We start from the raw sequence: 14,638 nt of genomic DNA on the forward strand, positions 1-14,638 counted from the left end.
TGTAAAAACCCCCTTTCAGGGTTTCGGTTTTAGGCTTGTAAACTTTCTGCAGGAACTGTGGAATCGATCGTCGCAAACGCCTGCTCGAAATCGGCTTTTATATCATCGATATGCTCAATACCGACTGAAACCCGCAATGCGTTTGGTTTTACACCAGCCGCCAACTGTTCTGCCTCACTCAATTGTTGGTGCGTAGTGGCCGAAGGCTGAATAATCAATGTTTTTGCGTCACCCACATTTGCCAAATGTGATACCAATTTCAAACTATCAATCACCTGGCTTGCGTTTTCTTTGCTTCCATTTAACTCAAAAGATAAAACTGCGCCAAAACCGTTACTTAAATATTTTTTAGCCAGGTGATTATATTTGCTGCTTGCTAAACCAGGGTAATGAACTTCTTTAACCAGTGGATGGTTTTCTAACCAGGTAGCCAGTTCCAAAGCATTATCTACATGGCGTTGTACACGAAGCGATAAGGTTTCTAATCCCTGCAATAAAAGGAATGAATTGAAAGGCGATAGGGCAGGTCCAAGATCTCTTAACCCCTCTACACGGGCGCGGATAATGAACTGGATATTGCCAAAAGGCCCACCGATGCCAAAAACATCACTAAAAACCAATCCATGATATCCTTCTGAAGGTTCGGAGAACTGAGGAAATTTTCCATTACCCCAATTGTAGTTTCCTCCATCAACAATCACACCGCCAATACTTGTGCCGTGACCGCCAATCCATTTGGTTGCCGATTCTACCACAATGTTTGCACCATGCTCCAGTGGTTTAAATAAATATCCTCCCGCCCCGAAAGTATTGTCGACAACCAAAGGCAAATCGTACTTTTTAGCTATTGCTGCAATTTTTTCAAAATCTGGAATGCTAAAAGCCGGATTGCCAATGGTTTCTAAGAAGATTGCTTTGGTTTTATCTGTAATTTTACTTTCAAATTCTTCAGGCACATCCGGATTTGCAAAATCTACCTGAATGCCTAAACGTTTAAAGGCTACTTTAAATTGGTTGTATGTTCCTCCATAAATGTGCGACGAAGACACAATGCTGTCGCCGGCTTCCAGTATGTTATTTAAGGCTATAAATTGAGCTGCTTGTCCTGATGCTACAGCCAAAGCGGCTACACCACCTTCTAAAGCGGCAATGCGTTTTTCGAAAACGTCATTGGTTGGATTCATGATCCTGGTGTAGATATTTCCGAACTCTTTTAGGGCAAATAAGTTGGCACCGTGTTCGGCATTTTTGAATCCGTAAGAAGTGGTTTGGTAAATTGGAACCGCTCTCGAACCTGTTGTTGGATCTATTTCCTGACCAGCGTGTAATTGTAAAGTTTCAAATTTATATGATGTTGACATTTTTCTATTTTTTAAATTGTTATTGATGAGATGCATCCAGATTTAGGATCATCCTAAAACCTAGCAGGGCGTATCCCGATTTGCCGGGACCTTCCAGTTTGAAAGAAACAAAAAAGGAAGATTTTTAAATTACTGTATGCAACAGCACATACCAGTAATCACACGCATGTCGTAACAAATCAAATAAATAGAAGATGCTTCTAAATTTTTCAGGTTTGCACTGGGCTCGCTTAGCGATTGAAGATTTAATGTTTTCATCAGTTCTAAATTTATATCACCCAATAACACCATGTTATCAGGTCAGGAATTGGCACCTTCTCTTTCTGAGGGTTGCCAGTGGGTCATCGAGCCAGTCTCTCGCCACTTCTTTATAAATCAACCTCTGAAGATTGACTTTTATTTAGCTATCTGCCAAATAATATTCCAAATGTCTGAATTTAATTTTAATCCACAAAATAAAATTTCGAATTTAAGTTAACCTATTGATAATGAATATATTATTTTCGTTTATGAGAGATGGTGTAAAAGTTTTAATATAAATTAACGCCTAAAATTCTAAGTTTGTGTTACCTATCTAAATTATCATGATGAAAAATACAAAATCCCTGTGTTTAGGCTTGCTATTTACCGTAGCATGTTTGAATAATGTAAACGCCCAATTTGGAGGTTTAAAAGACAAATTATTAAAAGTGGGTGCCGCGCAAGGTGCCAAAGCTTTAGGGGTAGATAAATTTTTAAAACAACCTGCCGCCATTACCACCAGTTTTGAGGATGTGAACAGAGAGAATGAAAAACTACCTGACTTTGTAAATTCGCTAAAACTAAAAGCCCAGCCCTTATATCTCCTGCCTAAAAATCCGGAAGGTGGTTTTGTACTCTGCGAAGGCCTCTACGAAATGACCAATAAAAGCTACTGCTTAAAAGCCGGAACCTTTGCACCCTCAAAAGGTGATGGTTATATGTTTGCGCCAGTTTTAGGTCCGAAAGAAGAGATTGTAGTTTCCATCTTAAAAAGTGCCGAAAAACACCCTGATGTAGAACAGCACGATATTCAGGCACTATTGTGGACGATCATCGCCAGAACAAAATTTGCCGATTATAACGGTCAGGTTAAATTAACCGCAGTTAAATTATTAACACCAAAACAACTTACCCAATTAGAAGGTGGTGCATTGGGTATTTTGCCATTTGACGTGATGGAAAAGGCCAAAGATCAGTTACCATCAGGTGTGAGGGCTGTTTTTGAAGCAGAGAATAATATTCGCCAATTGGTGGCTTCAGGCAATTATACCTATGCCGATATGGAAAAATATGCGATTGTAGCAGGGATGGCGCCACCAAGAAGTGATGTGCCCAGTGGTATCTGGACCAAACATCCCGATGGTTATTATGTGCGTTACTTTCCTTCAGGTTATGCCATTACCAAAGTACAGGTTTATGTACCAAAAGAATTATTGGCCAATGGAACTAAATTGGTTTATGATGCTGCAGGCGATATTGCTTGCCCTGCCAATACCGGCGCGCAGCGTTTGGCGCAAACAAATGAGCCATTAGAGGCGAATTATTCAGCTAAGCTAATTACGATTTGTAATCCAAAATAGATTGATTATAAACCTATAAGGCCTTGGAGACTTTATAGGTTTTATTTTTTTATCCCAAAGCCTGTTCCAGATCTGCAATAATATCATCTACATGCTCCAGTCCCACAGAAATACGGAGTAAATTTTTAGGTGTTTTACTATCCGGACCTTCTACCGAGTAACGGTGTTCGATTAAACTTTCTACACCGCCCAAACTCGTGGCTTGTGCAAACAATTGAACTTTGTTCACCACTTTATGGGCATCTTCAACATCTCCTTTAACTAAAAAAGACATCATCCCGCCAAAATCTTTCATTTGTTTTTTAGCGATTTCGTGTTGTGGATGACTCGATAATCCCGGATAGAAAACAGCTTCCACTTTTGGATGGCTGTTTAAATAATCAGCAACTATTTTTCCATTTTCGCAATGACCTTTCATGCGGTAGGCTAAAGTTTTAATGCTCCTGGTTAACAGAAAGCAATCAAATGGGGAAGGGACAGCTCCACCGGTTTGTTGGATGTTTTTAATTTTCTCCCAGAGCTCGTCTTTTTTTGCTGTGACTAAAATACCCCCTAATACATCACTATGACCCCCAAGATATTTGGTACTGCTGTGCATTACAATATCAGCTCCTAATAAAATCGGGTTTTGTAAAATAGGGGAAGCAAAGGTACTATCGCAGGCAAAAGTGATATTGTTAGTTTTAGCGATTTTACCAATCCCCTCAATATCAGTAACTTTTAATAATGGGTTAGAAGGTGTTTCGATCCAGATCAGTTTCGTATTGGGTTTAATGCTCGCCTGTATCAGATTTAAATCGGTCTGGTCAACAAAATCAAATTCCAGGCTATCATTAAAAATGGTCAGCAACTGTTTTTTAATCCCCCAGTACATGTCATCAGGCGCAATAATGTGACTGCCAGGTTTTAAAGCCTGAAACATGGCCAGGCCACAGGTATTGCCAGAAGAGAAAGCTGCTGCATCTTCGCCATATTCTAATTTGGCTACAGTGTTTTCTAAAGCAGACCGGTTTGGATTGCTTACCCTGCTATACATGTGCCCACCGGGATAACCTCCATCTTCGTCGCGGAAAAAAGTTGTCGATAGATTAATTGGTGGGGTAACATCACCTGTGGCGTTTTTTACAAGATTAGAAGCGTGAATAGCAAGGGTTTCGGGTTTCATGATCACTTATGTTAATGGAAATAATATCAGGATACAAATTATAATTTGGTGCTAATTTAAGGTTCGTAATGGTTTTGGCAAGATTTATGTAACAAGTTTGACGAAATTTAAATTAAACAAAAATGAAAAGATTATTTATAGCTATCGCAATAGCATGTTCTACTTTAGTAATGTTACAAAGCTGTAATACCGCAAAAAGAGTAACTGCAGGAGTAACTGGTAGCAGAGGTACGGTTGTTCGCGAATGGGTAGTGAGTAATGTAGCTTTAGAAGGATTGCCTGACGGCGCGGTTCAAGGTTTATTCGGCGAGAAATCGTACAAATGTTTTCAGGGCAGTACCTGGAATTTAACCAATAGCGGTAATGGTTCTTATACTTTACCTGCTTCTAGTACTTGTGGTTCGGTAATGCAGACTATTTTCTGGTCGGCTGCCCCTAAAGATCAAACCTTCCAGTTTAAAAAAATATATGAAGGCGATAAGGCTAAGAACGTAACTGAAGGTTACCGTTTAGTATTAACCGACCTTTCGAGCACACAAATGATCTTAAAATCGCCAATCGAATTTGGTGGCAAAACAGCAAACATTGTATTAACGTTTGTACCTGCTGCAAGATAATAGCTAAAAATACTTACCTGTGAAAAACATTAAGCACTTCTGAAAAGAGGTGCTTTTTTTGTCTCTAACCTTTTATGATGGCCACGGAAACACGATTTGCGCGGAGTTTCTTGAGCTCTTTTATAATAGGGATTAACGACAGATGGTACAGATCAATACAGATATAAATGAGGATCAGGTTTTGCTTTACCTGCCTAGCCATCAATTATACTAAGGTTAGACAATTGTTTTTCCGTGCTTCCGTGGCTAATAATCAAGGTCAGTATCCAAAAATCGCCGTTTGTTACAAGAAAATGATTTTCAAATCGGCTCATTATTGTATTTTTGTTCAAAATAAATCAGGAATGAATACAACTGAGCAAGTTGAAAAAATATTAGCTGATACCAATTTATCAACTGAATTACAAAACATAGCACATAAAGTTCTTCGCGGAGAGCGCATTACCTTTGATGAAGGTGTTTACCTGTACGAACATGCGGAACTGGGTTACTTGGGTATCCTGGCAAATTTCATCAGGGAGCGAAAGCATGGCGATAAAACTTATTTTAATCGCAATTTCCATTTAGAACCAACCAATCTTTGCGTTTACGACTGCAAATTTTGTTCTTATTCTCGTTTAATTAAACAAAAAGAAGAAGGCTGGGCACTAACCATGGAGCAGATGCTCGATATTGTTAAAAAATATGATGGTGAGCCTGTAACCGAAGTGCACATTGTAGGTGGTGTGCTGCCTCAGTACGATGTTGCATTTTATGCTGCTTTGTTCACGGCAATCAAACAACACCGTCCTGATTTGCATGTAAAAGCTTTAACTCCTGTAGAGTATCACTATATTTTTAAGAAAGCTAAAATCGATTACGCAACAGGTATGCGTTTGATGAAGGAAGCTGGATTAGAGTCAATACCAGGCGGTGGTGCAGAGATCTTTCATCCCGAAATCAGAGAGCAGATTGCTAAAGATAAATGTACCGGTCAGCAATGGCTGGATATACATGAAGAATGGCACAAACTTGGTATGCGCAGTAATGCGACTATGCTTTACGGACATATCGAAAAATATTGGCACCGTGTAGATCACATGGAAAAACTGCGTGAACTACAAGACCGTACAGGTGGTTTCCAAACCTTTATTCCTTTAAAGTTCAGAAATCAACATAACCAGATGAGCAATGTTCCTGAAACTTCAGTGATTGAGGATTTAAGAAACTATGCCATTGCCAGGATCTACATGGATAATTTTGATCACATTAAAGCTTATTGGGCTATGATCAGTCGAGAAACAGCCCAGTTATCTTTGAATTATGGCGTTGATGATATTGATGGTACTTTAGATGATACCACTAAAATCTATTCAATGGCTGGCGCAGAAGAGCAAACGCCAGCAATGAGCACTAAAGAACTGGTTAATCTGATTAAACAGGTGGGCAGAAAGGCAATAGAGCGCGATACTTTATATAATGTAGTGACCGATTTCGAAAATGTAGTTTTCGAGGAAGAAAAGAAACCGCAATATTATAAATTACCTGTAGTGAATTAGGAGTATTATGATGATAGGATTTTAAGATCTTTTCGTAAAATCCAAAATTTTAAAATAAAAAACGTTAATCCTATAATCCAAAAAATCCCATTTTAATGGTCAAGGAAATATACATCATACGCCACGGCGAAACGGAACTGAATAGACAAGGCATAGTACAGGGCAGAGGTATAAATTCTGACTTAAATGATTTAGGCAGGGCACAGGCAGAAGCTTTTTACCAGACCTATAAAGATATTCCTTTTGACAAAATTTACACTTCGGATTTAAAGCGAACCTGGCAAACCGTTCAGAAGTTTATTGATTCGGAATTGCCCTGGGAAAAACTTTCGGGCTTAGATGAATTGGCCTGGGGTGTTTGGGAGGGAAAACCCAACACCGAAGATGCCCGTGACGCTTTCCGGGAAATGTTACAAAGTTGGCAGGATGGAGATTACACTGCCCATTTTGAGGGGGGTGAAAGTGTTCAGGATGTTTACGAACGTTTAAAGCAACCCATGGAAGTTTTAATGGCCAGACCTGAAGAAAAGACAGTTTTAGTGTGTATGCATGGCAGGGCAATGCGTGTTTTCTTATGTTTATTGCTGGGCAAACCACTCAGCGAAATGACTGAATTTCCGCACCAAAACACGGTACTTTATAAAATGGGTTTCGAAGATGGGAAATTTTCCGTTCTTGAATTTAACAGCGCCGTTCATTTAGACTGTTTAGTAATTGAATAATACGCTTATCGCCAAACGCGAAGCGCAAAACATAACACCTTGAATAAGATTAAAATATCGGCTGTTGCTTACACCAACACCAAAGCTTTTATATACGGATTAGAACATTCGGACATTATAAATAAAATTGATTTAAGTTTAGATATCCCTTCAGATTGCGCGTCCAAAGTGATTAATGGTCAGGTTGATATCGGTTTAATGCCAGTTGCAGCCATTCCCCAGGTTCCAAATGCGAATATTGTGGCCGATTATTGTATCGGCAGCGATGGAGGGGTTAATTCAGTATTTATTTTTAGTGATGTCCCGGCAGAGGAGATTAAAACAGTAAGGTTGGATGCACATTCGCGTACATCGAACAATTTAGCTAAAGTTTTGCTTAAGTTCCATTGGAAAAAGGAAGTGGAGTTTACCACCGATCCTGATGCAAAAACAGATGCCTTTGTTTTGATCGGTGACAGGACTTTTGGCAAAAAAGATGATTTTGCCTATGCCTACGACATGGGAGAGGAGTGGAAAAAGCTAACAGGTTTGCCGTTTATGTATGCCGCCTGGGTAGCGAATAAAGAAATCTCCCGGGAATTTAAAGACGAATTTAATGCGGCGCTGAAGTTTGGCCTTGATCATAGAAAAGAAGTGTTGCAAGAATTGCAAATATCCCCAAATTTCGATCTCGAAGATTATTTATACCACAGACTTCAATTTGATGTTACTGACGACCGGAAAAAAGCACTGAATTTGTTCTTGAGGTATATTCAAGAATTGGAAAAAATAAACATTTAGATAAAGTCGTCATCTCGACTGTAGCGAATGGAAACGGAGATAACATTGATTAGATTTCTCAACTGCGTTGCACTCCACTCGAAATGACGATAAATTGTATATGTCTAATGCGTTTTCATTTTACCAGCTACCTTCTCCAGCGTACTTTTTAATTTGGTTAAAGCTCCTGTAATCGCTAAATCGTATGTATTACCAAGATTAGTAACCGCAATCGGGTCTTTTCCGGTAATTCTGGCTTCCAGTAAACATCTTTTATCGTCCAGGCCATCTTTACTGCCGTTTTCATCAGATAAATGCACCTCTAAACGTGTAATTAAATCGCTATATCTGCTCAAGCCTTCATTTAATTGCGTTTGGATTTTCTCGTCGTATTCCTGGTGGATTGTTAAGTTTTTGTCGGTGTTCAGTTGGATCGTCATAATTAAAATATTAGTTGTAAATTATATAAGATTAACACACAACTTCGGGAAACGTTTTGAATTAGGGTTAATTGTTGATAATATGGTTAACTGTTTAAACTGTAAAAAGTGTTAACTGTTAAAGCAAGAAAATTATTATGCACCGGGTAACAGACCATTGTACCTAAACCTGGTAGGAGCGAACACGAGTGTAACGAAGTAAAGCGGATAGCAGGACTACACACCCCTAAATGCAGAGCACCCTTCATTTTCTAATCCTCGGTTAACTGTCAAACTGTAAAGAAACGGTTAACTGTTGAGTGAAGAAGTTATGCAACCAGGTAACAAACCATTGTACTTAAACCTGGTAGGAGCGAACACGAGTGTAACGAAGTAAAGCGGATAACAGGACTGCACTAACCGAAATGTACAGAACCCTTCATTTCCAAATAGTGGTTAACTGTTCTTAACCGATTAAACAAGCAAATTTTTTTTAACTTTTCAACAAAACAGCTGTAAAATGCATATTCGTGTTATCTTTATGGCTTTTGTAAATTAATTTCAGTTTTGGCTAAAGACACGAATAAAGAAACCCCGTTAATGCAGCAGTACAACGCGATTAAAGCGAAGTATCCGGGCGCACTTTTACTATTTAGGGTTGGCGATTTTTATGAAACCTTTGGCGAAGATGCCATTAAAACGGCACAGATTTTAGGGATAGTATTAACCAGAAGGGGTACAGGGCCAAATGGCGGTGCTTTAGAACTGGCTGGTTTTCCGCATCACTCTCTGGATAATTATTTATCTAAACTGGTAAGGGCGGGTCAGCGGGTAGCCATCTGCGATCAGCTGGAAGATCCAAAAACCACAAAAACCATTGTCAAACGGGGGGTGACTGAATTGGTTACGCCTGGTGTAGCGTATGGCGATAATATAGTCAATCAAAAATCGAACAACTTCCTGGCATGTGTTTTCTTTGATAAAACGCAACTAGGGGTTTCATTTTTAGATATCTCAACAGGTGAATTTTTAATTGCACAGGGCAATAGCGATTATATTGATAAACTTTTGCAGGGTTTTAAACCTACAGAGGTTATTTTCCAAAAATCGAAGCGCCAGGCTTTTACCGAAAACTTCGGCGACCGTTTTTACACTTTCGGTCTAGACGAATGGCCTTTTACATCCGATTATGGCAACGAAACCCTGATGAAACATTTTGAAGTTTCTTCATTAAAAGGTTTTGGTGTAGAGCGTTTACAGAGCGGAATCGTAGCTGCCGGTGTTATTCTGCATTACCTGGGTGAAACTGAACACCGGAATTTACAGCATATCAGTTCGATAGGACGTATTGAAGAAAACCGTTATATGTGGTTAGACCGTTTTACCATCCGTAACCTGGAACTGGTGAACTCGCCAAACGATAATGCCGTAACCTTATTCGATATTCTCGACCATACCTGTACGCCAATGGGTGCACGTTTGCTGCAAAAGTGGATTATCATGCCATTGAAAGAATTGAAACCGATCCAGGAACGCCTGGGTATGGTGGAATATTTTGTGCAGCATGAAGAATTACAGGGCGAATTTTTAAACAACATCAAGCAAATTGGTGATTTAGAACGCCTGATTTCTAAGGTAGGTTTGCAGCGTGTAGGTCCGCGTGAGTTGGTGGCGCTAAAACGTGCGTTATACCATATCGAAGCGGTTAAAAAACTCGCAGCTGATTCTAAAAACCCTTTCCTGATCAAGATAGCAGACCAATTGAACCCGTGTTTGGCCATTAGGGAAAGGATTGAAAGGGAATTACAGCCTGAGCCACCGGCCTTGCTGATTAAAGGAAATGTAATTGCCGATGGTATTGATGAAGATTTGGACCGCCTGCGTAAAATTGCTTTTGGAGGTAAAGATTATTTGGTGCAGATTCAGAAAAGGGAAGCCGAAGCAACAGGTATTCCATCACTAAAAATTGCCTTTAACAACGTTTTTGGGTATTATTTGGAAGTTACCCATACCCATAAAGATAAAGTACCTGAAGGCTGGATCCGTAAACAGACCCTGGTAAATGCCGAGCGTTATATCACACCAGAGCTTAAAGAATACGAAGACCAGATTTTGGGGGCTGAGGAAAAGATACAGGCGATAGAAATCCGTTTGTACAACGAACTGATGTACGAAACGGCAAGTTATATCAAGCCGATCCAGCTCGATTCATTTTTAATCGCACAGTTAGATTGTTTATTGTGTTTCGCACAGTTGGCGGTTAAGAACCACTACAACAAGCCTAAAGTTACCGAAGAAAAGGTGCTAGATATTAAAGGCGGTCGACATCCGGTAATAGAAAAGCAATTGCCCGTAGGACAGGAATACATCACCAATGATGTTTATCTGGATACGGATAGTCAGCAGATTATTATGATTACCGGACCTAACATGGCGGGTAAGTCGGCAATTTTAAGGCAAACTGCACTAATTGTATTGATGGCGCAGATGGGTTCGTTTGTTCCGGCTAAAGATGCTGAAGTGGGTATCGTTGATAAGATTTTCACCCGAGTAGGGGCATCTGATAATATTTCTTCGGGAGAAAGTACATTCATGGTCGAAATGAATGAAACGGCCAGTATTTTGAACAACATTTCTGATGATAGTTTGATTTTGTTGGATGAAATTGGCCGCGGAACGAGTACCTATGATGGTATTTCGATTGCCTGGGCCATTGCCGAATTTTTACACCAACATCCAACAGCCCGGCCCAAAACCCTTTTCGCTACGCACTACCACGAGTTAAACGAATTGGCGAACACGATGCCGCGTATTAAGAACTTTAATGTTTCGGTAAAGGAAATGACCAATAAAGTGATTTTCTTGCGTAAACTGGTGCCTGGTGGAAGCGAGCACAGTTTTGGTATCCATGTGGCAAAAATGGCCGGTATGCCAACAAAATTAATTGGTCGCGCGAACGAGATATTGAAGAAACTCGAAATAGACCGAACTGAAGGACAGAGTATAAAAGACAGCATTAAGAAAGTGCAGAACCAGGCGTACCAACTGCAGATGTTTGCCATTGATGATCCGGTTTTGGTGAAAATACGTGATACACTAAATAATTTGGATGTAAATGCGTTAACTCCTGTAGAAGCTTTGCTAAAGTTGGATGAAATACAACGATTGATCAAGAATTAAGAGGGGTGTAGGGATTGGGGTTTAAGTCATAAGGTTTTGAATCTCATAAACATGCAACTAATCAAGTATACAATGGAAAGAACCTTTAATCTTAAATCATTTACCTTTCACCTCAAAAAGAATATATTCTTTTTAATAGCATTGGTTATCTTCTTTTCTTCCTGTGGTACGCGTAAATACACGGTTAAAAGTGACACCAAAGCTTCCAAAGCAGCTGATGCGATGGCAAATTTACAGAGTAAACCCCTATATCGTTTCATTACCGATTGGACAGGTGTAAAATACCGTTTTGGCGGTTTGGATAAAGGTGGTATTGATTGTTCAGGTTTTGCGTTTTTATTGGAGAAGGAAATTTATGGCGTAACGCTTCCACGTATTTCACGCGAACAGGCCAATGTTGTAAAGCGTAAGGATATTGATCGTTTAAAAGAAGGCGATCTGGTGTTTTTCTCCTTCGGCGGCAATGATGTAGACCATGTTGGGGTTTACCTCAATAATGGCTTTTTTGTACATGCCAGCACCACCAGAGGGGTAATTGTTGATGATTTAACACTTCCTGCCTACCAGAAGGTATTGGTTAAATCGGGATCGGTTAATTAAATTTCTCTGCTACCGTCATGCTGAACTTGTTTCAGCATCTTTTTGATGTAATCATTAGAATTAATATTTTTCCTGGATGGGCCCTGAAACAAGTTCAGGGTGACGCTCCCAATTAATAACAAAACCCTTCATTTTTCGTTATCCATTTATGCGTATATTTTTTATAATCTGCTTATCTTTAATTACTTATTTTGCAAAAGCACAAGTGCGATTACTCAAATTGGATGATCTGGATAAGCGTATAGCCAATGGAAAAGATACTACTTATGTGATCAACTTTTGGGCTACCTGGTGTTCGCCCTGTGTGGCCGAATTGCCAAATTTCGAGAAACTGCGGGTTGCCAATTTAAAAAAGCCGGTTAAAGTGCTTTTGGTGAGCCTGGATTTTAAATCAAAACTACAAAAGGATGTGATTCCCTTTGTACAAAACAATAAAATTAATGCTGAGGTATTTCTTTTAAATGAGCCCGATCAGCAACAATATATTGAAAGGATCGACAAGAAATGGTCTGGAGCTATTCCGGCCACACTTTTTGTAAACAAGAAAAGCAGACGTTTTTACGAAAAAGAGTTTACCGAGACGGAACTGAAAAATACTTTGTTAAACTTAAAATAGATTGTGATGAAAACATTGATTTTAACAGCATTTATGCTGATTTCAGGACTTGCATTTGCACAAACTGAAGGTTATCAGGTGGGTGATGTAGTAAAAGACTTCTCACTGAAAAATGTAAATAACAAAACGGTGTCGCTGGCCGATTACAAGGACGCAAAAGGCTATATTGTTGTTTTTACCTGCAACACCTGTCCGGTAGCTAAAGGCTATCAAGACCGGGTAGCTGCGCTGAATGCAACTTATGCGGCTAAAGGTTATCCCGTTATAGCCATCAATCCAAATGATGCCGGCGTGGTACCTGAGGAAAGCTTTGAAAAGATGCAGGCCCTGGCTTCAGAAAAGAAATTCAGCTTCCCATATCTCTTAGATCCAGGTCATGTAGTTACCAAACAGTTTGGTGCGACCAGAACACCACATGTTTTTGTGTTAAACAAAACAGACAAGGGCAATGTGGTAGAATATATCGGCGCCATTGATAATGATCCTGAAGAAGCAAACTCCACCAAGATCGATTATGTTAAAAATGCTGTGAACGAATTGTCTGCCGGCAAAAAACCGGCGATCGCATCAACCAAAGCCGTTGGCTGTGGCATTAAATGGAAAAAGGGTTAAACATACCTCAACCACCACTGCCGGTGCGTTTCTTTATATTTCTTAAACCATCGGCAGGGTAAATACAGCGAAGCCACCACGCAAAGCCAGATTAAATATACGATTGGTAAACTAAAGCCAAATGCCACAGGCCTGAATAAAAACGGTACCTGCTCAATTTCTTTTGAGCTATGCCCGGTTTCAAAAAATAGCACAACAAGTAAGGTATGCAACAGATAAAAGTGAAGGACATAATAGAAGAAAGGTACTGCGCCATATACTGAGGTTATTTTGGTAAACCAGTTACTGATGTTTTCGGTAAAGGCCAGGACCAGCATCGCCGGACCTAGAGTCATAGCGGCATACTGTAAGGAAGGGGGATATTTGTTTACGTTGAAAAATGCCAGTAAATTTTTAAACAGATCGTGGTATTCTTTTCTTGGCACAGGATCACCATATACATTGATCAATCTTAAAGTGATAAATAAAAAAACAGTAAGTGATCCTACAATTAATAAATTGCGCTTTCTGCGTTCGGCTTCATAACCTTTTTTGTACCAGGCACCAATGCCGTAACCGACAAACATAATGCCTGTCCAGGGGAGGATGGCGTAAAAATCGCCAATCAAATGATTTTTAGTCAACTGTATTACCGAGCCAGATGCGGTAAAAAATAGATTCAAAATCAGTCCACCTGTGGGATCTGTTGGCGATGGAAATAAATTGAAAAGATTGTGTCCGAAAACCAATATCAGGCCCGTAATCAAAACCGCTTTATAGGAAATGCGGCTAAATAGTGCCAACAAGATCATGCTACAGCCAATGGCCCAGATCACCTGAAGGATAATAAAATTATAGAATGGATTAAAGGTTAAACCGAGTGTGATGATTGCAATTTCGATAAAGATCAGCCACAAACCTCTTTTGAATAAGAATGAACTCGCCTGGGCAGGTGTTCTGCTTTGGGCGGATAGATAAGCTGATAATCCAGAGAGAAACACAAACGTAGGTGCACAGAAATGGGTAATCCAACGGGTAAAAAATAACATTCCCGTCGTGGTATCAGGATTTAAGGGATCGGCCGTCATGGCGCCAATGTGAAAGAAATCACGGGTATGATCAAGTGCCATAATGATCATGACTAATCCACGCAATATGTCTATAGATAAAATGCGTTTTGGTAGGGTTGGGCTGTCGGCATTCATGGCAAGAGGTTTGGTTGATTAAAGATAACAATTCAAAATTATTTTCTGTATCCTTATTATACCCCTTTCGTTTGCCAGACTGGTATGGATGCAGGTTTTTATATCATGATCAAGAAAATCGATTTAGGAATAGTTTAATTGGCGATAATCATTTTGATGTTCCAAAAATTATAATAATATTTGTTTAAGCGCTAACCGAATAATATCTTACCTTACTATTGATCACGGTCAATACCAGATGGCTTTCGGTTATTAAAATTTGAC

The 14,638-nt window shown here is 39.6% G+C and carries 13 protein-coding genes and 1 riboswitch; of the genes, 9 read left to right on the forward strand and 4 right to left on the reverse strand.

Annotation, left to right across the window (positions count from 1 at the left end):
* Positions 1-29 precede the first annotated feature (29 nt).
* Positions 30-1,361 carry an O-acetylhomoserine aminocarboxypropyltransferase/cysteine synthase family protein gene (locus tag AC04Q1_RS00540; protein ID WP_478360802.1) on the reverse strand — a complete coding sequence of 444 codons (1,332 nt, stop codon included), beginning with the start codon at positions 1,359-1,361 and terminating at the stop codon, positions 30-32.
* Between the two features lie 266 nt (positions 1,362-1,627).
* A riboswitch (SAM riboswitch) is annotated at positions 1,628-1,738 on the reverse strand.
* Positions 1,739-1,945: 207 nt separating this feature from the next.
* On the opposite strand from AC04Q1_RS00540, the gene AC04Q1_RS00545 reads away from it, so the two are divergent.
* Positions 1,946-2,962: a hypothetical protein gene (locus AC04Q1_RS00545; RefSeq protein ID WP_478360804.1), complete on the forward strand. Its 1,017-nt coding sequence runs from the start codon at positions 1,946-1,948 to the stop codon at positions 2,960-2,962.
* Between the two features lie 49 nt (positions 2,963-3,011).
* Here the strand turns inward: AC04Q1_RS00545 and AC04Q1_RS00550 are convergent, their stop codons facing one another.
* Positions 3,012-4,127 carry a trans-sulfuration enzyme family protein gene (locus AC04Q1_RS00550; protein WP_478360806.1) on the reverse strand — a complete coding sequence of 372 codons (1,116 nt, stop codon included), beginning with the start codon at positions 4,125-4,127 and terminating at the stop codon, positions 3,012-3,014.
* Between the two features lie 122 nt (positions 4,128-4,249).
* On the opposite strand from AC04Q1_RS00550, the gene AC04Q1_RS00555 reads away from it, so the two are divergent.
* The 4 genes from AC04Q1_RS00555 (at position 4,250) to AC04Q1_RS00570 (ending at position 7,784) form a co-directional block, all read left to right on the forward strand.
* The gene (locus tag AC04Q1_RS00555) at positions 4,250-4,744 is read left to right on the forward strand and encodes a hypothetical protein (RefSeq protein ID WP_478360808.1); all 495 of its coding nucleotides are present in this window, start codon (positions 4,250-4,252) and stop codon (positions 4,742-4,744) included.
* 344 nt (positions 4,745-5,088) lie between these two features.
* Positions 5,089-6,282: an aminofutalosine synthase MqnE gene (mqnE, locus tag AC04Q1_RS00560; RefSeq protein ID WP_478360810.1), complete on the forward strand. Its 1,194-nt coding sequence runs from the start codon at positions 5,089-5,091 to the stop codon at positions 6,280-6,282.
* A gap of 95 nt (positions 6,283-6,377) precedes the next feature.
* The gene (locus tag AC04Q1_RS00565; protein WP_478360812.1) at positions 6,378-7,004 is read left to right on the forward strand and encodes a histidine phosphatase family protein; all 627 of its coding nucleotides are present in this window, start codon (positions 6,378-6,380) and stop codon (positions 7,002-7,004) included.
* 39 nt (positions 7,005-7,043) lie between these two features.
* Positions 7,044-7,784 carry a menaquinone biosynthetic enzyme MqnA/MqnD family protein gene (locus AC04Q1_RS00570; protein ID WP_478360814.1) on the forward strand — a complete coding sequence of 247 codons (741 nt, stop codon included), beginning with the start codon at positions 7,044-7,046 and terminating at the stop codon, positions 7,782-7,784.
* A 104-nt stretch (positions 7,785-7,888) separates the two neighbouring features.
* Here the strand turns inward: AC04Q1_RS00570 and AC04Q1_RS00575 are convergent, their stop codons facing one another.
* Positions 7,889-8,203 carry an HPF/RaiA family ribosome-associated protein gene (locus AC04Q1_RS00575; protein WP_478360816.1) on the reverse strand — a complete coding sequence of 105 codons (315 nt, stop codon included), beginning with the start codon at positions 8,201-8,203 and terminating at the stop codon, positions 7,889-7,891.
* 546 nt (positions 8,204-8,749) lie between these two features.
* Between AC04Q1_RS00575 and mutS the strand changes: the two genes are divergently transcribed.
* From mutS to AC04Q1_RS00595, 4 genes are all read left to right on the forward strand, one after another.
* Positions 8,750-11,362, forward strand: a complete 2,613-nt coding sequence (mutS, locus tag AC04Q1_RS00580; protein WP_478360818.1) for a DNA mismatch repair protein MutS — start codon at positions 8,750-8,752, stop codon at positions 11,360-11,362.
* A 72-nt stretch (positions 11,363-11,434) separates the two neighbouring features.
* On the forward strand, positions 11,435-11,962 hold the full coding sequence (locus AC04Q1_RS00585; RefSeq protein WP_478360820.1) for a C40 family peptidase: 528 nt from the start codon (positions 11,435-11,437) through the stop codon (positions 11,960-11,962).
* A gap of 205 nt (positions 11,963-12,167) precedes the next feature.
* Positions 12,168-12,578, forward strand: coding sequence for a TlpA disulfide reductase family protein (locus AC04Q1_RS00590; RefSeq protein WP_478360822.1), 411 nt, complete (start codon positions 12,168-12,170; stop codon positions 12,576-12,578).
* 6 nt (positions 12,579-12,584) lie between these two features.
* Positions 12,585-13,190 (forward strand): thioredoxin family protein, encoded by a 606-nt coding sequence (locus tag AC04Q1_RS00595; protein ID WP_478360824.1) that lies wholly within the window; start codon positions 12,585-12,587, stop codon positions 13,188-13,190.
* Here the strand turns inward: AC04Q1_RS00595 and AC04Q1_RS00600 are convergent.
* Complete coding sequence (locus AC04Q1_RS00600; protein ID WP_478360826.1) at positions 13,187-14,374, reverse strand: acetyltransferase domain-containing protein; 1,188 nt, start codon at positions 14,372-14,374, stop codon at positions 13,187-13,189. The genes AC04Q1_RS00595 and AC04Q1_RS00600 overlap by 4 nt on opposite strands.
* Positions 14,375-14,638: the final 264 nt, after the last annotated feature.

It is taken from the genome of Pedobacter humicola, from assembly GCF_056490705.1.